The 17,022-nt window shown below is 65.3% G+C and carries 17 protein-coding genes; 6 read left to right on the forward strand and 11 right to left on the reverse strand.

What is annotated here, in order from left to right:
- Positions 1-232: 232 nt before the first annotated feature.
- Positions 233-400: a 50S ribosomal protein L33 gene (gene rpmG / locus IVA75_RS04235; RefSeq protein ID WP_007603295.1), complete on the reverse strand. Its 168-nt coding sequence runs from the start codon at positions 398-400 to the stop codon at positions 233-235.
- Positions 401-524: 124 nt separating this feature from the next.
- Positions 525-1,850, reverse strand: coding sequence for an LLM class flavin-dependent oxidoreductase (locus IVA75_RS04240; RefSeq protein ID WP_247286828.1), 1,326 nt, complete (start codon positions 1,848-1,850; stop codon positions 525-527).
- Between the two features lie 215 nt (positions 1,851-2,065).
- Here IVA75_RS04240 and IVA75_RS04245 point away from each other — a divergent pair, with 215 nt between their 5' ends.
- Positions 2,066-2,626, forward strand: coding sequence for a hypothetical protein (locus tag IVA75_RS04245; protein WP_247286827.1), 561 nt, complete (start codon positions 2,066-2,068; stop codon positions 2,624-2,626).
- Here the strand turns inward: IVA75_RS04245 and IVA75_RS04250 are convergent, their stop codons facing one another.
- The 4 genes from IVA75_RS04250 to topA are packed head-to-tail and all read right to left on the reverse strand — an operon-like array spanning position 2,627 to position 8,944.
- Entirely contained in the window at positions 2,627-3,376 is a 750-nt protein-coding gene (locus IVA75_RS04250) for an NUDIX domain-containing protein (RefSeq protein ID WP_247286825.1), read from the reverse strand. It abuts the gene before it with no gap.
- A gap of 33 nt (positions 3,377-3,409) precedes the next feature.
- Positions 3,410-3,844: a DUF983 domain-containing protein gene (locus IVA75_RS04255; protein WP_247286823.1), complete on the reverse strand. Its 435-nt coding sequence runs from the start codon at positions 3,842-3,844 to the stop codon at positions 3,410-3,412.
- Entirely contained in the window at positions 3,838-6,183 is a 2,346-nt protein-coding gene (gene rnr / locus IVA75_RS04260) for a ribonuclease R (protein WP_247286821.1), read from the reverse strand. Before rnr ends, IVA75_RS04255 begins: the two co-directional genes overlap by 7 nt.
- 7 nt (positions 6,184-6,190) lie before the next feature.
- Complete coding sequence (gene topA / locus IVA75_RS04265) at positions 6,191-8,944, reverse strand: type I DNA topoisomerase (protein ID WP_247286820.1); 2,754 nt, start codon at positions 8,942-8,944, stop codon at positions 6,191-6,193.
- A gap of 227 nt (positions 8,945-9,171) precedes the next feature.
- Here topA and IVA75_RS04270 point away from each other — a divergent pair, with 227 nt between their 5' ends.
- Positions 9,172-9,411 carry a hypothetical protein gene (locus tag IVA75_RS04270; RefSeq protein ID WP_247286819.1) on the forward strand — a complete coding sequence of 80 codons (240 nt, stop codon included), beginning with the start codon at positions 9,172-9,174 and terminating at the stop codon, positions 9,409-9,411.
- Between the two features lie 302 nt (positions 9,412-9,713).
- Here IVA75_RS04270 and IVA75_RS40285 read toward each other — a convergent pair whose 3' ends face one another.
- Both IVA75_RS40285 and IVA75_RS04280 read right to left on the reverse strand, forming a co-directional pair.
- Positions 9,714-10,061: a hypothetical protein gene (locus IVA75_RS40285; protein WP_346658400.1), complete on the reverse strand. Its 348-nt coding sequence runs from the start codon at positions 10,059-10,061 to the stop codon at positions 9,714-9,716.
- A gap of 374 nt (positions 10,062-10,435) precedes the next feature.
- On the reverse strand, positions 10,436-10,903 hold the full coding sequence (locus IVA75_RS04280; RefSeq protein WP_247286818.1) for a helix-turn-helix domain-containing protein: 468 nt from the start codon (positions 10,901-10,903) through the stop codon (positions 10,436-10,438).
- A 121-nt stretch (positions 10,904-11,024) separates the two neighbouring features.
- Between IVA75_RS04280 and IVA75_RS04285 the strand changes: the two genes are divergently transcribed.
- Together IVA75_RS04285 and IVA75_RS04290 are read left to right on the forward strand one after the other, a co-directional pair.
- Positions 11,025-11,798, forward strand: coding sequence for an SDR family oxidoreductase (locus IVA75_RS04285; protein WP_247286817.1), 774 nt, complete (start codon positions 11,025-11,027; stop codon positions 11,796-11,798).
- Positions 11,799-11,975: 177 nt separating this feature from the next.
- Positions 11,976-12,158 (forward strand): hypothetical protein, encoded by a 183-nt coding sequence (locus IVA75_RS04290; protein WP_247286816.1) that lies wholly within the window; start codon positions 11,976-11,978, stop codon positions 12,156-12,158.
- 72 nt (positions 12,159-12,230) lie between these two features.
- On the opposite strand, the gene IVA75_RS04295 is transcribed toward IVA75_RS04290, so the two are convergent.
- Positions 12,231-12,839: an NAD(P)H-dependent oxidoreductase gene (locus tag IVA75_RS04295; protein WP_247286815.1), complete on the reverse strand. Its 609-nt coding sequence runs from the start codon at positions 12,837-12,839 to the stop codon at positions 12,231-12,233.
- 83 nt (positions 12,840-12,922) lie between these two features.
- Here IVA75_RS04295 and IVA75_RS04300 point away from each other — a divergent pair, with 83 nt between their 5' ends.
- Positions 12,923-13,333 (forward strand): helix-turn-helix domain-containing protein, encoded by a 411-nt coding sequence (locus IVA75_RS04300; RefSeq protein ID WP_247286814.1) that lies wholly within the window; start codon positions 12,923-12,925, stop codon positions 13,331-13,333.
- Here IVA75_RS04300 and dprA read toward each other — a convergent pair.
- Complete coding sequence (gene dprA / locus IVA75_RS04305) at positions 13,330-14,472, reverse strand: DNA-processing protein DprA (protein ID WP_247286813.1); 1,143 nt, start codon at positions 14,470-14,472, stop codon at positions 13,330-13,332. The genes IVA75_RS04300 and dprA overlap by 4 nt on opposite strands.
- 90 nt (positions 14,473-14,562) lie before the next feature.
- On the opposite strand from dprA, the gene IVA75_RS04310 reads away from it, so the two are divergent.
- Positions 14,563-15,807 carry an amidase gene (locus IVA75_RS04310; protein WP_247358611.1) on the forward strand — a complete coding sequence of 415 codons (1,245 nt, stop codon included), beginning with the start codon at positions 14,563-14,565 and terminating at the stop codon, positions 15,805-15,807.
- On the opposite strand, the gene IVA75_RS04315 is transcribed toward IVA75_RS04310, so the two are convergent.
- Complete coding sequence (locus IVA75_RS04315; protein WP_247286809.1) at positions 15,799-17,004, reverse strand: patatin-like phospholipase family protein; 1,206 nt, start codon at positions 17,002-17,004, stop codon at positions 15,799-15,801. The two genes, IVA75_RS04310 and IVA75_RS04315, sit on opposite strands and share 9 nt — an antisense overlap.
- Positions 17,005-17,022 lie beyond the last annotated feature (18 nt).

Raw genomic sequence — 17,022 nt, forward strand, 5'->3', positions numbered from 1 at the left:
GGGACGGACATTCCCGCCCGACAAGTGCACGCTAACATACATTCGCGAGCGAGCAACCGAGGGTTGAACAAAATCTGGCGATGACTCGCTGTGCCGAGCTCAGCCCTCGTGCCCCGGACGCAGCGCAGCGTCACGTCCACGGGGCGCTGCTGCGCATCCGGGACACGCGAGAGGGGTCAAAATAAAACGGGGCCCGCAAGGGCCCCGCAAAAGTCTTCAGCGTCCCGCGATCTTACTTGATCTTGGCTTCGCGGAATTCGACGTGTTTGCGCGCCACGGGATCGTACTTCTTCTTGACCAGCTTGTCGGTCATGGTGCGCGAATTCTTCTTGGCGACGTAGTAGAAGCCGGTGTCGGCCGAGGACACGAGCTTGACCTTGATGGTGACCGCTTTGGCCATGTTCAGAACCTCAGGAATGAAGGGAATCTGGAGCCGGCCAAATGGCCCGCGTTGGCCGGCAACCTAGCCAGAAACAGCCTGATGTCAAGATTTTAGGGGTCGAAAACCGCCCAAATCGGCCCGATTACGCCTCGAAGAACCGGTTTTTGGGCCGCGGCAGGCCCAGATTCTCTCTCAAAGTGGGCCCTTCATACTCTTTCCGGAAAATCCCGCGGCGCTGCAGCTCCGGCACCACCTTGTCGACGAAATCGTCTAGGCCGGCGGGCAAGAACGGGAACATGATGTTAAAGCCGTCGGAGCCGCGCCCGACCAGCCATTCCTCCATCTGATCGGCAATGGTTTTGGCCGTGCCGACGAAGGATAGCCCGCCATAGCCGCCGACGCGTTGGGCGAGCTGGCGCACCGTGAGCTTGTCGCGCGCGGCGAGATCGACCATGCGCTGACGGCCGCTCTTGCTGGCATTGGTCTCGGGGATTTCGGGGAGAGGGCCATCCGGGTCGAAGCCTGAGGCATCCGTGCCTAGGATGACCGAGAGCGAGGCGATGGCGCTGTCGTAATGCACGCGGCTGTCGAGCAGGGCGCGCTTCTCCCTGGCCTCGTCGACGCTGTCGCCGACCACGACGAAGGCGCCGGGCAGGATCTTGAGATGTTCGGGATCGCGGCCAACCTTCTCCATGCGGCCCTTGATGTCGGCATAGAGTTTCTGGCTGTCGGCAAGACTGCCGCCGCCGGTGAAGACGGCTTCGGCGGTCTCTGCCGCAAGCTGCCTGCCGTCGTCGGAGGCGCCGGCCTGTACGATCACCGGCCAGCCCTGGACCGGGCGGGCGATGTTGAGGGGACCGCGCACCTTCAGATATTTGCCCTGATGGTCGAGCACATGCATCTTGGCGGGATCGACGAACACGCCGCTTTCGACATCGCGCACGAAGGCGTCATCGGCAAAGGAGTCCCACAGGCCCGTGACGACGTCGTAGAACTCGCGGGCGCGCTTGTAGCGCTCGGCGTGCTCCATGTGGTCGTCGAGGCCGAAATTCAGCGCTGCATCCGGGTTCGAGGTCGTGACGATGTTCCAGCCCGCACGGCCGCCGCTGAGATGGTCGAGCGAGGCGAAGCGCCGCGCGACGTGATAGGGCTCGTCGAACGTGGTCGAGCCCGTCGCGATCAGGCCGATCCGCTCGGTGACGGCCGAGAGCGCCGACAACAGCGTGAATGGCTCGAACGAGGTGACCGTGTGGCTGCGCTTGAGCGCATTGACCGGCATGTTCAGCACGGCGAGGTGATCGGCCATGAAGAAGGCGTCGAACTTGCCGGCCTCGAGCTTCTGGATCAGCGTCTTGATGTGGCCGAAGTTGAAATTGGCGTCGGGCCAGGCCCCGGGATAGCGCCAGGCGCCGGTGTGGATGCTGATCGGGCGCATGAACGCGCCAAGCTTGAGTTGCCGTTGTGCCATCGCCCGGTATCCATTTTTGGTGTCGTTCCGGAAGACATAGGCACGCCGCGGAACTCCGCCATCGGGGGAGGCGGGAAGATTATTTTGTTTTTCGATGTCAGCTCAGCACATTCGCGTCATCCCGGGCCACGCCCGGAACGACGGAGGAGTCCCATCGAACCGATCCACGGCTCACTCCGACCAAGCCATGACTTTCGCTCCCGAGGAGACTTTCGATGGCAGGTGCAATGACCGTGGACGGGCGCATCGTCCGCATCGACCGGCCCATGCCCTGGGTCGGGCGACTGCTGTCATTGCCGCTGCTGGCGGCGAGCTTGTATCTGCTGTGGAATGTCGCGCTCGGCCTGCGGCAGGATTTCTCCGGTTTTGGCCGGCTCGCCGATGATCTCATGCCGGTGCTGGTGTTCACGGGACTCGGGTTGCTCGTCGGCATCCCCGGAATCATCCTGCTCACCTTCCGCACCTTCGTCGTGCTGAACGAGACGCTGCGCCAGATCGTCATCACCAGGCAGTTCGGCCCGCTGAATTTTCGCAACCATCGCGATCTCGCCGATTATCATTTCATCAGCATTACCGACGAGGACGATCCGGCGCTGACGACATACGATGTCAATCTCTGCGGCAACAAAGGGACCGAGCTGATCACGCTGATGAGCTTCACCAAGCGCGAGGAAGCCAGTCGGTTCGCCAGCGAGCTCGGGCGAGTGCTGAACGTTCCCGCGCGCGACTATGTCGGCACCGAGCCTGATGCGGACGATGCGGACGTCACAAACTGATCAGCTCAAAATGTCCTTCTGCATCTTGCCGCCGTAGAAATGGAAGAACGGCACCGGTGCATCATGGCGGAGCGGGCCGGTGGCGAGGCGCGCGTCGAGCTCGTTGAGCACGTTGCGCGTCATCGGATGCAGATCGGCGAGCGGCTTCGAGCCGAGCTCGACCCAGACCAGCTCGACCAACTCGGCATCGGCATGGATCACGCCGTCGACGCGATGGGTGATCGCGGAGGCGTCCGCCGTGAAGAAGCGCGTGTCGAACCGCTTGACTCGGCCGGGCGGGGTAATCGCGCGCGCGATCAGGAACAGGCTGGAGGGGTCGGGCAACAGGCCCGCATCGGCGAACGGTTTCCAGGCGCCTTCGAGTTTGGCCTTGCCTTCGGCCTTGCGCCCGAGGCAGAGACCCGTTTCCTCGCAGGCCTCGCGGATCGCGGCAATCGCCAGCGACTTCGCGCGAGAGGCCGGCGTCTTCGGACTGCCTTTGGCGAGATTGGCTTCCAGCTCGGCGGTTACAGGCGCCGCGCACGGCACGCGATAATCGTCCTTGTCGACGCGGCCGCCGGGGAAGACGAACTTTCCGGGCATGAACACCACGTTGTCGTGGCGCTTGCCGACCAGGACTTTTGGAATGGCGCCCCTGCGATCGACCAGGATCAGTGTCGCCGCATCCCGCGGGCGGAAATAGGGATGATGGTCGGCTTCCTTGCCCTCGTGGATCTTGGCCTTGTCGGCTGCCTGCAACGTATCCGTCATGTCCTCACCCAAACTGCTTCTTGTTTATTTTGCCTACACCGGCGGAATACCATCCGTCGGGTTCTCGTCAAACCCGTGCATACGCAGAGCCCATTGCAATCCGACCACGGCTCCCTTCACCGGCTGCAGCAGTGCGAGCGAGGCGACGAAGGTGAAGGGCAGATAGGCCGCGAAGCTGATCCAGACCGGCGTGGTGTAGTTGGTCTCGATCCAGAGGATGCTGGGCACCACGATATGGCCGACGATGACGATGACGAGATAGGCGGGCAGATCGTCGGCCCGATGCGGGGTGAAATCGAGGCCGCAGACCGAGCAATTGTCCGCGGTCTTCAGGAAGGCGCGGAACAGTCTTCCGTCGCCGCAGCGGGGGCAGCAGCCGCGAAAGCCGCGCTTCATGGCAGCAAAGACGTCGCGCTTCTCGACGAGGCCGGTCTCGCGGGTCCAGATCTTCGGGGCTGTGCTCACCATGCCTTACCCTTCTGACCCTTGCCCTTGCTTTTTCCCTTGGCCTTTTTGCCCTTACCCGGCTTCTTCGGCTTGCGCTTCTTGTCGGGACTGCGGCCGGGATGCGCCTTGAACGAGGGGCGGCGTTGCGGACCGGATCCCCTGCGGCCGCGCGGCGCGGTCTCCCCGGTCGAGGACAGCAGCTCGAATCGTAGCGCGCCCGCGATCGGAGCTGCCTCGATCAGGCGGACGTCGACGACATCCCCGAGCTGATGCATGGTGCCGCTGCGCGTGCCGACCAGGGCGTGCCGGCCCTCGTCATAGTTGAAATATTCCGTGCCGAGGGATCGGATCGGGATCAAGCCGTCGGCGCCGGTCTCAGCGAGCTTGACGAACAGGCCGGCGCGCGTGACGCCGGAGACGCGGCCCTGGAAGCTCGAACCGATGCGATCGGCGAGGTGATGGGCGATCAGGCGGTCGACGGTCTCGCGCTCCGCCTTCATCGCGCGCCGCTCGGTGACCGAGATGTGGGCTGCGACCTCGCTCAACGTTTCCGGCGTCTCGGTGTCGGGCAGCGCGCCTTCGCCAAGCCCGAGCGCGCGAACCAGCGCGCGGTGCACGACGAGGTCGGCATAGCGGCGGATCGGCGAGGTGAAATGCGCGTAGCGGCGCAGGTTCAGGCCGAAATGACCGTAATTCTCCGAGGAATATTCGGCCTGCGCCTGGGCGCGCAGCACGACCTCGCTCACCAGCGGAAAGTGGTCGTGGCCTTCGAGCTGCGCCAGCACGCGGTTGAACAGAGCGGGGCGCAGCGCGCCGCCTTTCGCGAACGGAACGTCCAGCGTCGCCAGGAATTCCGCGAGCGCGTGGACCTTTTCCAGGGTCGGCTCGTCATGCACGCGGTAGATCAGCGGCAGCGACTTCTTCTCGAGCATTTCGGCTGCCGCGACATTGGCGAGGATCATGAACTCCTCGATCAGCTTGTGCGCGTCGAGCCTGTCGGGCACGACGACGCGGTCGACCGTGCCGTCGCTCTTCAACAGGATCTTGCGCTCGGGCAGATCGAGATTGAGCGGATCGCGCTCGTCTCGCGCGCGCTTGACGCAGGCATAGGCCGCATAGAGCGGCCGCAGGATCGGATCGAGCAGGGGGCCGGTGGTGTCGTCCGGCCTTCCGTCGATCGCGGCCTGCGCCTGGGCGTAGTTCAGCTTGGCTGCGGAGCGCATCAGGATGCGATGGCAGCTGTGCGAGCGTTTGCGCCCATCGGGGGCGATGATCATCCGCACCGCGAGCGCGCCGCGCGGCTCGCCCGGCACCAGCGAGCACAGATCGTTGGAGATGCGCTCGGGCAGCATCGGCACGACGCGGTCGGGGAAATAGACCGAGTTGCCGCGGTCGAGCGCGTCGCGGTCGAGCGCGGTGCCAGGCCGCACGTAGAAGCTCACGTCGGCGATGGCGACATCGACGATGAAGCCGCCTCTGTTGTTGGGATCAGGATCCGGCTGCGCGTGCACCGCGTCGTCGTGATCCTTGGCATCCGGGGGATCGATGGTGACCAGCGGCACGTCGCGCCAGTCCTCGCGCCCCTTCAGATTGGCCGGCTCCGCCGCTTCGGCCTCGCGCTCCGCCGCGGGGCGGAATTGCAGCGGGATGTCGTGCGCGTAGATCGCGATCAGGCTGATCGCCTTCTCCGACTTGACCGAGCCGAGCTTCTCCTTGACGCGGCCTGACGCCAGCCCAAAGCCGCGCGAGCGGATGATGTCGACGCTGACGAGATCGCCGTCCTGCGCGCCGTGTGTCTCGGTCGGCGCGATGTTCAGCTCGCGGTCGGCGGACTTCTTGTCGACGGGGATGATCCGTCCGCCGCCCTCGGGCAGGCTGCGGAAGACGCCGAGGATGCGGCTCTTGGTCTTGTCGAAGACCTTGATGATGTGTCCGCGATAGGCCGTGCCTTCGGTCTCGTCGGAGCGCTCGACGCGCAGCAGCGCGCGATCGCCGACGCCGGCCGCTGTGCCGGGTTTTGGCCGGCGCGGCATCGTGATCAGGATCTTTGGCGGTTCGCCGCTTTCGACCTCGTCCCATTCGGTGGGGGAGGCGACCAGCTCGCCGTCGGCGTCGCGGCCGGTGATGTCGGCGACCAGCGTCGGCGGCAGGCTGTCCGGCTCTGAAATCGTATGGCGCTTTTTCTTGACGAGCCCGTCGTCGGCGAGCTCGCGCAGCATGCGCTTGAGCTCGATGCGGTCGGCGTTCTTCAGGCCGAACTCGCGCGCAATTTCGCGGGTTCCGACCTTTCCGGGATTTGCCTTGATGAAGGCGACGATGGCTGCCCTGTCGGGAAAGCCACGGTCATTCTTGCGTTTCACTTAGCCTCTATTTGGTGCCGGCACTTTTCTTGGCCGGAGCTTTGGCGCCAGCTGCCTTGGTCGGCGACGTCTTGATGGCCGAAGTCTTGGCCGTCGACGACACGGCGGCGCGCGCCTTGCTGGTGGATTCGGATTTGGGTTTGGCCGCCTTCTTCGCGGCCGGCTTTTTGGTTTTTGGCGCGGCGTCGTCGCCGGCCTTGGCAGCAGCCTTCTTGGCCTTGGCCGGCTTCGCCGCCTTCTTCGGTTTCTTGCCGCCGCCCTTGGCCGCGCGCTCGTCGATCAGCGCGATCGCCTGCGGCAGCGTGATGGCGTCTTTCTCGATGTCGCTCGGGATCGTCGCGTTGACGCCACCCGCCGTGACATAGGCGCCGTAGCGGCCGCCCTTCACCGTGACGGTGCCGAGTGTGGGATGATCACCGATCGCCTTGCCGGGATCGGCGCCGAAGCGGCGGCTCGGGCCCTTGGCGATCTTCTCCGCGATCAGCGTCACTGCCCGGTTGATGCCGATGTCGAACACTTCGTCGCCGGCCTCGAGGCTGGCATAGGTCTTCTCGTGCTTTACGAACGGCCCGAAGCGGCCGAGACCCGCGGTGATCGGCTCGCCGGTTTCCGGGTGCTTGCCGATCTCGCGCGGCAGTGACAGCAGCTTGAGCGCAAGCTCGAGCTCGACATCTCCAGGAGAAGTCCCCTTCGGAATGCCCGCGCGCTTCGGCTTCTCGCCCTCCGCATAATCCTTCTGCTCGCCGAGCTGGATGTAGGGGCCGAACCGGCCGGCCTTGACCCAGACATCGCGACCCGTATCAGGGTCCTGGCCGAGCGAACGATCGGCCGTGGCCTCGCCGTCGGCGGCAAGCTGACGGGTGTAGCGGCATTCCGGATAGTTCGAGCAGCCGACGAAGGCGCCGAACTTGCCGGCCTTCAGATTGAGCCGTCCGTTGCCGCAGCTCGGGCACTGCCTGATGTCGCCGCCATCGGTGCGGGGCGGATAGATGTGCTGGCCCAGCATGTCGTCGAGCACGTCGAGCACCTGGGCTACGCGCAGATCCTTGATCTCGTCCACCGCGCCGATGAAGCCGGTCCAGAAATCCTTCAGCACCTGCTGCCAGGAGATCTCGTTGTTGGAGATGCGGTCGAGCTGCTCTTCCAGATTGGCGGTGAAGTCGTATTCGACGTATCGGGCAAAGAAGCTTTCGAGGAACGCGACCACGACGCGGCCCTTGTCCTCGCCGTGCAGGCGCTTCTTTTCGAGCTTGACGTAGCCGCGGTCTTTGAGGACCTGGAGGATCGAGGCATAGGTCGAGGGCCGGCCGATGCCGAGCTCTTCCATGCGCTTGACCAGCGAGGCTTCGGAGAAGCGCGGCGGCGGCTCGGTGAAATGCTGGGTGACGGCGAGTGACTGCCGCTTCAGCGCGTCATTCGGGCTCATCGCAGGCAGGCGGCGGGAGTCCTCGTCCTCCTCGTCGTCGCGGCCTTCCTGATAAAGTGCGAGGAAGCCGTCGAACTTGACGACCTGGCCGGTGGCGCGCAGGTCGAGCGTGCGGCCGCCGACCTTCGCCGTGATGTCGACCGTGGTGCGTTCCAGCTCGGCCGATTCCATCTGGCTCGCGATGGTGCGCTTCCAGATCAGTTCATAGAGTCTCGCCTGGTCCGACTCGAGCTTGCGGCTCATGCTGTCGGGACGGCGCGACATGTCGGTCGGCCGGATCGCTTCGTGGGCTTCCTGGGCGTTCTTGGCCTTGGCCTGGTACTGGCGCGGCGCGTCCGGAACGTAAGCGTTGCCGTAATCCTCGCCGATCACCTTGCGTGCCTGGGTGATCGCGGACGGGTCGATCTGCACGCCGTCGGTACGCATATAAGTAATGAGTCCGGTGGTCTCGCCGCCGATGTCGATGCCTTCATAGAGCCGCTGCGCGATGCGCATGGTGTGCGCCGGCGCAAAGCCGTATTTGCGACTGGCTTCCTGCTGCAGCGTCGAGGTGGTGAAGGGCGCCTGCGGATTGCGCCGGGCCGGCTTGGCATCGACCGTGGTCACCGCGTAGGCGGCTGCTTCCAGCGCCTTCTTGAAGTCTTCGGCTTCCGCGCCGGTGCCGATGTCGAGGCGCTGGATCTTCTTGCCGTCGGCGCCGACGAGACGTGCCTCGAAGACGTCGCCGCGCGGCGTCAGCAGGGTCGCGATCAGCGACCAGTATTCGCGCGCAACGAACTTTTCGATCTCGAGCTCGCGGTCGCAGACCAGCCGCAGCGCCACCGACTGCACGCGGCCCGCCGAGCGGGCGCCCGGCAGCTTGCGCCACAGCACGGGGGAGAGGGTGAAGCCGACCAGATAGTCCAGCGCGCGGCGCGCCATATAGGCGTCGACCAGCGCACCGTCGATCTGGCGCGGATGCTTCATGGCGTCCGTGACCGCCTGCTTGGTGATGGCGTTGAACACCACGCGCTCGATCTTGTGGTCCTTGAGCGCACGCTTCTCTTTAAGAACCTCCAGCACGTGCCAGGAGATGGCCTCGCCCTCGCGATCAGGGTCGGTGGCGAGAATCAGGCGGTCAGCGTTCTTGAGGGACTTGGCAATGTCGTTGAGCCGGCCGGCCGCCTTGGGGTCGATCTCCCAGATCATCTTGAAATTGGCGTCGGGATCGACGGAGCCGTTCTTCGCCGGCAAGTCGCGGACATGGCCAAACGAGGCCAGAACCTCGTAGGACGAGCCCAAATACTTGTTGATCGTCTTGGCTTTCGCCGGCGACTCCACAATGACGATATTCATGTAGTTCCAGTAACTTATGGGGAAATTTGGGGCCGAATTCGATGAGATTCGGGTCGGCCCTTTCGTCCCGAACATGGGTGGTGAGGCCGTCGCTGTCAAATCGAGGGGTGTTGAAAGCTATCCCGATGGGAAAAGTTTCATATCGAGAAAGTTGCAAAATACCACCTTTGAGTTGCGGCCGATGTCGGCGTAATGTTTCCGCGGGGCATGGATTCGGGTGGGGGCTGGTGACTAAGCCAGGAAAGAAACGGGCGGGCGCCGCATCGCGCGCGGCGGGAGGCTCGCGTCACGAGGAACCGGGGGAGGGCGGCGTCGAGGAGGCGGTCGCTTTCATCGCCGAGCAGGTCGGGGCACTGCGCAAGCTCGCCGAGCGGCACAAGCTCGACGTGCTGCATTATCTCCTGGGAATGACCAAGCTGGAGGCCGACGAGCACCTGCGGCTGCGGAGCAAGCGCAGGCTGTCGTGAGGGCACCCGGCGAGTATCAGACCCGTCATCCCCGCGCGAGCGCGTAGCGCTCGTCGCTGGAGGCGCGAGTGGCGCGATGCAAAGCATCGCGCAGGGAGCCTCGAAGGATGAGCGGCCGGGATGCAGCCGGGCTGTCGTCCTTCGAGGCTCGCCCTGCTTTGCAGGACGAGCACCTCAGGATGACGGCGAGAGATTGGAGCACGCTGCACCAAAGTCGTCATTGCGAGCGCAGCGAAGCAATCCAGAATCCCACCGCTGAAAGACTCTGGATTGCTTCGCTTCGCTCGCAATGACGGGTGAGGTTAGCCGTTGCGGCTTGCCATTCTGGACAATCGCTGGCCGAGATATTCGGCCGTGCCGAGGTCGCTCTGAGGCAACGAGCCGTCAATCAAGTGTGTTGCCAAGCCAAGCTGGCTGCCTAAACGATTCCGACCGCTCGGGTCCTCGCCACCCGGAATATCCAGTCCGCACCAGAGCATGCCGTGTTGCGCGGCCAGAATGGAAAAGTAGGACAGTGTGTGGAGTTGGTCGCCGCCAGCGCAGGCGCCCGTCGTGAATCCTGCTGCGATCTTGTTGGCCCAGGCTTGCTTGCTCCATCTGTCGCTCGAAGCGTCTGCAAAAGCTTTGAATTGGGCGGCGGGTCCGCCCATGTAGGTGGGGCTGCCAAACGCAACGGCGCTAGCGCCGTCAATCGTCTCCAGTAAGCTCTCATTCTTAAACCGGCCTGATACGTGTCGCCGCCGGTGATGCGACAGAGCGTGACATCCGCCATGCCATCCGCACCGCGCGCGACCGCGTGCGCCAGCTTCTCGGTGGTGCCTGAGATGGAAAAATAGACGATGGCGAGGAGGGGCATCGTGGTGCCACTTGCTGTGTCTAGCCATCTTTGACGCCGTCGATGTTTTGTACAAGTCCCCCACGCAGTCATTGCGAGCGCGGCGAAGCAATCCAGAGTCTTTCCACGGTGGCAGTCTGGATTGCTTCGCTGCGCTCGCAATGACGGGGTGGTGGCAGTTCGACGTTACTAGGCCGACCGCCGTCGCGGCGCTGGCCGCGGCTTCAGCATGGTATCGGCTTGCGTCAGCAGCCGCCCGTCTTCGGCGCGTAGCTCGAGCTTCTTCACCGGGCGGCCTTTCTCGCGATCGACCAGGATGGTCGAGATCTCCGACGGCCGATCGTCGAATTCCTCGCTCCATTGCCGCAGGGCTACCAGGATCGGGAAAGTGCCGCGGCCCTTTTCCGTCAACACATATTCCTGGTAGGCGCTGCCGTCGGAGGCGGGGGCCGTGGTCAGGATGCCGTGGTCGACCAGCGCGCGCAGCCGGGCCGACAAGATGTTCTTGGCCATGCCGAGCTTGTTCTGAAACTCGCCGAAGCGGCGCAGGCCGAACAGCGCCTCACGGATGATCAGCAGCGACCACCAGTCGCCGATCGCTTCCAGCGAGCGCGCGATCGGACAGGCATCGCCCTCGAAGCTCGTTCGTTTCACCATGGTCCAGTCCTTTCGCGATCGCACGGTCCAGTCGCCGTTCACGCGCTCGTGTGGTTGCACCTTAAAACCAGATAGCCTAGATGGCAATCATAGTTTTATGATGCAACCACTGGAGACGAACGTGAGACTGAAGAACAAGACGGCCCTGATCACCGGCGGCAATAGCGGCATTGGGCTGGCAACGGCAAAGCTGTTCGTGGCCGAGGGCGCCAAGGTGGTGATCACCGGGCGCAACAAGGAGACGCTCGAGGCGGCCGCGAAGGAGCTCGGGCCGAACGCGCTCGCGCTCGCCGCGGACGCCACCGACATTGCGGCGACCGAAGCTGCGATCAAGAAGGGCGCCGAAAAGTTCGGCAAGTTCGACATCGTGTTCGCCAATGCCGGCATCGCCGGCGGCACGCCGCTGGGATCGGCCACGCTGGAGGTCTTCGCGAAGGTCATCAGCACCAATCTGACCGGCGTGTTCTTCACCGTGCAGTCCGCGCTGCCTTATCTCAACGACAACGCTTCGATCATCCTCAGCGGCTCGGTGATCTCCGTGCTCGGCATTCCCGGCTATTCGGCGTATGGCGCCGCCAAGGCCGGCGTGCGCGCGATGGCGCGGATCATGGCATCAGAACTGTCGCCGCGCGGCATTCGCGTCAACGTGGTCGCGCCCGGTGCGATCCGCACGCCGATCTGGGGACCTGCGACCGCGACGCCCGAAGCCGAGAAGGCGTTCGAGAAGCGGATCGCGCTGACGACGCCGCTGGGGCGCATTGGTGAAACAGATCACGTCGCGAAGACGGTGCTGTTCCTCGCCTCCGACGATTCCGCGCATGTGCAGGGCCAGGAAATCTTCGTCGACGGCGGCGCAGTCGCCTCGCCGAGCGGCGCGCCGATCTATCGCGGCTGATCAATTGAAGTGAAAATTGAATCGGTCGGCGCACGCAAACCGGTTGCGCCGACCGGTTCCCACGTCTCGCGAGCTGTATTTTCTGAACCTTGCGTGAGGCGTTGAACCTTCGCTTGCGCTGCCAAGACCCTTTTACGGGCAGGGGGTCACGAAGACTCATTTTCAAGGGAGCCCGATATGCCAAAGGCAGCTCGTATTATTTCCCCGATTTCAGCACCGCGTATTTACACCGAAAACTCCACCATTCCCGCCAAGCGTTCCGACACCTCCGAATTCATCGGGGTCGCTCTTTTCTCCGGCATCGGCCTGTTCGTTTCGCTCGTCGCCGTCATCCTCGGCATTCAGGGCGCCTGGTTTTAGCTTCGCCGATCGCGCACCGGTCGATCAGCCGCCGCAAGCGATGTTGCGGCGGCTGACGATGTGCGCGTTGCGTCAGGCCGCGCGGAGGCTGGTTGCCGCCTCAAGCGCGCTTGCGAGCGACTTCTCGCGATGCTCCGGCCCGACCTGGATGCCATCGGCGCTGATGAATTCGGGATGATGGATGCCCATGAAGCCGAACACGCCACGCAGATAGCTTTCGAGGTGCTCCAGCGACGCGGCGGGCGTGCCCGCGCCGTAATAGCCCCCGCGCGAGATCGCGAAGATCACGCGCTTGCCGCCGGCAAGGCCCTGCGGTCCGTCCGCGCCGTAGCTGAACGTCTTCCCCGCCACAAGGATGCGGTCGATCCAGGCCTTGAGCTGGCTCGGAATGGTGAAATTGTACATGGGCGCGCCGATCACGACGATGTCGGCGGTAAGGAACTCGTCCAGCGCGGCCTTGCTGGCGGCGAGGTCGGGGCCGAGTTCCGCCGGCGCAGGCGCGCCTTGCGCGGCCGCGAGATGCGAACCGGAGAGATGGGCGAGCGGGCTCTGCGTCAGGTCGCGATAGACGATGTCGAGCGACGGTGTCGCCTGCCTGAGACGGTCGACGATGGCGGCGGAGACCTGCCGGGAAACGGAGTGGGGGCCGAGCACGCTGGAGTCGATGTGGAGGAGTTTCATTCGGGATCACCCTGGTATATGTTTGTAACCAGAGCTACATGAGTGACTATCGAAATCCCCGCAAGAACGCACCTTTTTGAGCCATGGGCACATCCTTGAAACCTGCGCACATCGATTTGACTGCCCCGCCGATGCCGGATCGCGACCACGCGGACTGCCGCGGCGTCGCCTCGATCCTCGCGCGCGTCGGCGACAAATGGAGCGTGTTCGTGATCATGATGCTGAGCGACGGGCCCAAGCGCTTCAACGAGCTCAAGCGCATGATCAACGGCATCTCGCAGCGGATGTTGACCCTGACGTTGCGCGGGCTCGAGCGCGACGGGCTGGTCACACGCACGATCTTCCCGACCATTCCGCCGCGCGTGGATTACGAGCTGACCGATCTCGGCCGCGGACTGCAGCAGCCGGTGAGGGCACTCGGCGAATGGGCGATCGCGCATCAAGAGCAGATCGCCTCGGCGCGCACGCGCTTCGACGAGCGGAACACTCCTTAAAGCAGCGAGACCAAGCCACCGCCGTGGCGTTCGAGCCGGCCGGCGAGCTCGAGCTCCAAGAGCACGGTGCGCACGATGGCCGGCGAGGCGCCGGACATCCGCACGAGATCGTCGATCGTGACAGGGGCGGGGCCGAGCAGGCCGGTGATCTGATCGCGGTCGTGTCCTTGCGGATCGCTTTCGAACGGCTCGCTGTCGGGCTCGTTCGCGGTGCGCATCAGCGGCCGCTCCATGATCGGTGCGACCGCGTTGACGACGTCGGCGGCTTCGGTGACGAGTGTCGCACCCTGCTTGATCAGATCATTGGTGCCGGCCGCGCGCGGGTCGAGCGGCGAGCCGGGCACCGCGAACACCTCGCGCCCCTGTTCGGCCGCCATGCGTGCGGTGATCAGCGAGCCCGAACGGTGCGCCGCCTCCACCACGACGACGCCGAGCGCGGCGCCCGAGATCAGCCGGTTGCGGCGGGGGAAGTCGCGGGCGCGCGGCTCGTGGCCGAGCGGCATCTCGGAGATCGCGGCACCCTTGCGGTCGAGGATCGAGGCCAGCAAATCGCCGTGCTCCGGCGGATAGATGCAGTCATGGCCGCCGGCAAGCACGGCGATGGTGCCGCTCTCCACGCTGGCGCGGTGCGCGGCCTGGTCGACGCCGCGGGCGAGCCCCGAGATGACGACAAAGCCGGCCTCGCCAAGCTCGCGGGCGAGCTGACCGGCGAATTTCAAGCCTGCACCGGAGGCGTTGCGCGAGCCGACGATCGCGATCATCGGCCGCATCAGCGTTGCAGTGTCGCCGCGCACGGCGAGCAGCGGCGGCGCATCGTCGAGCGTTGCCAGCCGCGCCGGATAACCGTCCTCGCCGGGCGCGAGCCAGGCAATTCCGAACTTGCGGCTCGCGGCAAGCTCGGCTTTCGCCTCGTCAGCGCTGCAGATGCGCGCCGATCGGTGCGCACCGCCGCGACGTGCCAGATCCGGCAGCCGCTCCAGCGCCGCGCGCGCCGTGCCGAAATGATCGACCAGCGACCGGAACGTGCGTGGCCCGACATTGTCCGACCGGATCAGCCGCAGGCGGTCGATCCGGTCGGCCTCGGTCAGCTCTACACTTGGATTGATGGCGTCCACGGCGGCTCCTTGCAGGCACAGCATGGAACAACCTGAGGGCGTGGGCAACAGCGGCGTGCGCTTGCGCGGCTTCGTCGCGATGCTAAAAGCGATCCCAATAAGAAGGGTATTGCCATGATCTCACTCGCCGACCTCCAGCGCCGCATCGAAGCGGGCGAGCTTTCGCCCGAGTCCGCCATAGCGCAATCGCATGCGGCGATCGAGGCGCGGGAGAAGGAGGTCCACGCCTTCGTCCGTCACGACAGCTCCGCGAAGGCGCAAGGCGCCGGGCCGCTGCGCGGTATCGCGGTCGGGATCAAGGACATCATCGACACCGCCGATTTCCCGACCGAGATGGGATCGTCGATCTATCGCGGCTGGCAACCGCGCGCCGACGCGCCGGTGGTGATGATGCTGAAGCGTGCGGGCGCCACCATCATCGGCAAGACCACGACCACAGCGTTCGCCTCGCGCGATCCAACCCCGACGCTCAATCCGCATAACCTCGGCCATACGCCGGGCGGCTCGTCCTCGGGCTCGGCTTCGGCCGTCGGCGCCGGCATGATCCCGCTGGCGCTGGGCACCCAGACCGGCGGCTCAGTGATCCGCCCCGCTGCCTATTGCGGCACCGCCGCGATCAAGCCGTCGTTCCGGATGCTGCCGACGGTCGGCGTAAAATGCTATTCGTGGGCGCTCGACACGGTCGGCCTGTTCGGCGCGCGCGCGGAGGACCTCGCGCGCGGATTGCTGGCGATGACCGGCCGCACCGAATTTGCCGGCATCGTGCCGGCGAAGGCGCCGCGCATCGGCGTGGTCAGGCAGGAGTTTGCCGGTGCCGTGGAGCCGGCCGCCGAAGAGGGGCTGCAAGCCGCGATCAAGGCCGCCGAGAAGGCTGGCGCCAGCGTGAAGACTATCGATCTGCCGGAGGCGGTGCAGGAGGCCTGGCGCATCCATCCTGTGATCCAGGACTTCGAGGCGCATCGCGCGCTCGCCTGGGAATTTTCCGAACGCCACGACGAGATCGCGCCGATGCTGCGCGCCAGTCTCGATGCGACGGTCGGTCTCACACCCAAGGACTATGACGACGCGCGGCGGATCAGCCGCCGCGGACGCCGCGAGATCGGCGAATTGTTCGAGCGGTTCGACGTGCTGCTGACCTATTCGGCGCCGGGCACGCCGCCGGCCAAGGAGCTCGCGAGCACCGGCGACCCCCGCTACAACAGGCTCTGGACGCTGATGGGCAACCCTTGCGTCAACGTGCCCGTGCTCAAGGTCAATGGCCTGCCGATCGGCGTGCAGGTGATCGCACGCTTCGGCAACGACGCGCATGCGCTGGCGACGGCGTGGTTCCTGGAGCAGGCGCTGGCGAAATCAGGCTAGCGCAGGCTCGCGGGGAACGATGCGCTGGCCGGATGCGGCCGGCGCTGCGCTGTGATCGGTGCCTTGCTTGAGCCAGCGCCCGGCGGCCTCGCGGCCGCTGCGGTGAAGCGCGCGAATGAAGCCGCGGCCGAGGTCGGTGGACGAGCGCTGCGCCAGGCCGTCGACGAAATCTTCCGCGGCGATCCTGGAGAGCCGCAGCGACGATGCGGCCTGCGATTGCGCCCATTCCATCGCTGCGATCTCGGCATTGAGGGCGGCGTTGGCCGCGATCTGATCCAGCCTGCGGTCGATCGCGGCGAGCGTGATCGGCACGTAGCTGTCGCGCGCCGGCGTGACCTGGACCAGCAGGATTTCGGTGCTCGTCGTCTCCTGCACGAGCCGCAGCAGGGGCGGATTGCCGCCGAGGCCGCCGTCCCAATAAGCCTCGCCGTCGATCTCCACCGCGCAATGAACCAGCGGCGGACAGGTCGAGGCCAGCGCGACGTCGGCGCTGATCACGTCGTTGCGGAATATCTGCTGCTGCCCGTCGCGGATCCGGGTCGCCGCGATCAGCAGCTTCGGGCAGCGCGGGTCGCGCAAGGCGGAAAAGTTGATGTCGCGCGACAGGGCCTGCCGCAGCGGATCGAGATCGAACGGATCGAACTGGCCGGAGCGCAGCGTCGGACCGAACGCGACCGAGCTTCCCGCCGGCGAGAAGCCGCCGATCAGCATCAGCGATCGGAACGAGGCCTCGTGCATCAGCCGGATCCAGAACCGGTTCAGCCGCGCGCGCGCGCCTTCGCGGCCGCCCTCGGCGAAACCGGAGGCGAGCAGCAGCGCGTTGATGGCGCCGGCACTGGCGCCGCTGATGGTGTCGATCGCGATGGATGGCTCTTCCAGCAGCCGCTCCAGCACGCCCCAGGTGAACGCGGCGAAGGTGCCGCCGCCCTGAAGCGCCAGCGACAGCTTTTGCGGCGGCCATTGGTTGGCTAGGGGTTGCGCGGGTGCAACTGGTCCCGCGGCGATCACGGCCTCAACTGTCACAGGAGCTTGCGCGATGCGAGCAGGCTGCGGCGCTGGTGGCGAAACGGGCACAGACTTGGGAGCAGGAAGCGGCGAGGGCGCACCGGACCAGATATCCGTGGTCGAGAGCATCCGGCTTGCCGCAGTGCCCTGCAAGCCACCTTCAACGTGCGCGCTGACAATTTTCTCGCTCATTCTGAGCAACCGCGTAGA

Source organism: Bradyrhizobium sp. 134 (genome assembly GCF_023074155.1).
In the GTDB taxonomy this organism is placed as follows: domain Bacteria; phylum Pseudomonadota; class Alphaproteobacteria; order Rhizobiales; family Xanthobacteraceae; genus Bradyrhizobium.

Bases quoted from the DNA above. Each gene is read 5' to 3' on its own strand.
- rpmG (WP_007603295.1), bottom strand. From the start codon at position 400: ATGGCCAAAGCGGTCACCATCAAGGTCAAGCTCGTGTCCTCGGCCGAC.
- IVA75_RS04240 (WP_247286828.1), bottom strand. From the start codon at position 1,850: ATGGCACAACGGCAACTCAAGCTTGGCGCGTTCATGCGCCCGATCAGC.
- IVA75_RS04245 (WP_247286827.1), top strand. From the start codon at position 2,066: ATGGCAGGTGCAATGACCGTGGACGGGCGCATCGTCCGCATCGACCGG.
- IVA75_RS04250 (WP_247286825.1), bottom strand. From the start codon at position 3,376: ATGACGGATACGTTGCAGGCAGCCGACAAGGCCAAGATCCACGAGGGC.
- IVA75_RS04255 (WP_247286823.1), bottom strand. From the start codon at position 3,844: ATGGTGAGCACAGCCCCGAAGATCTGGACCCGCGAGACCGGCCTCGTC.
- topA (WP_247286820.1), bottom strand. From the start codon at position 8,944: ATGAATATCGTCATTGTGGAGTCGCCGGCGAAAGCCAAGACGATCAAC.
- IVA75_RS40285 (WP_346658400.1), bottom strand. From the start codon at position 10,061: ATGGGCGGACCCGCCGCCCAATTCAAAGCTTTTGCAGACGCTTCGAGC.
- IVA75_RS04280 (WP_247286818.1), bottom strand. From the start codon at position 10,903: ATGGTGAAACGAACGAGCTTCGAGGGCGATGCCTGTCCGATCGCGCGC.
- IVA75_RS04290 (WP_247286816.1), top strand. From the start codon at position 11,976: ATGCCAAAGGCAGCTCGTATTATTTCCCCGATTTCAGCACCGCGTATT.
- IVA75_RS04295 (WP_247286815.1), bottom strand. From the start codon at position 12,839: ATGAAACTCCTCCACATCGACTCCAGCGTGCTCGGCCCCCACTCCGTT.
- IVA75_RS04300 (WP_247286814.1), top strand. From the start codon at position 12,923: ATGGGCACATCCTTGAAACCTGCGCACATCGATTTGACTGCCCCGCCG.
- dprA (WP_247286813.1), bottom strand. From the start codon at position 14,472: ATGCTGTGCCTGCAAGGAGCCGCCGTGGACGCCATCAATCCAAGTGTA.
- IVA75_RS04310 (WP_247358611.1), top strand. From the start codon at position 14,563: ATGATCTCACTCGCCGACCTCCAGCGCCGCATCGAAGCGGGCGAGCTT.
- IVA75_RS04315 (WP_247286809.1), bottom strand. From the start codon at position 17,004: ATGAGCGAGAAAATTGTCAGCGCGCACGTTGAAGGTGGCTTGCAGGGC.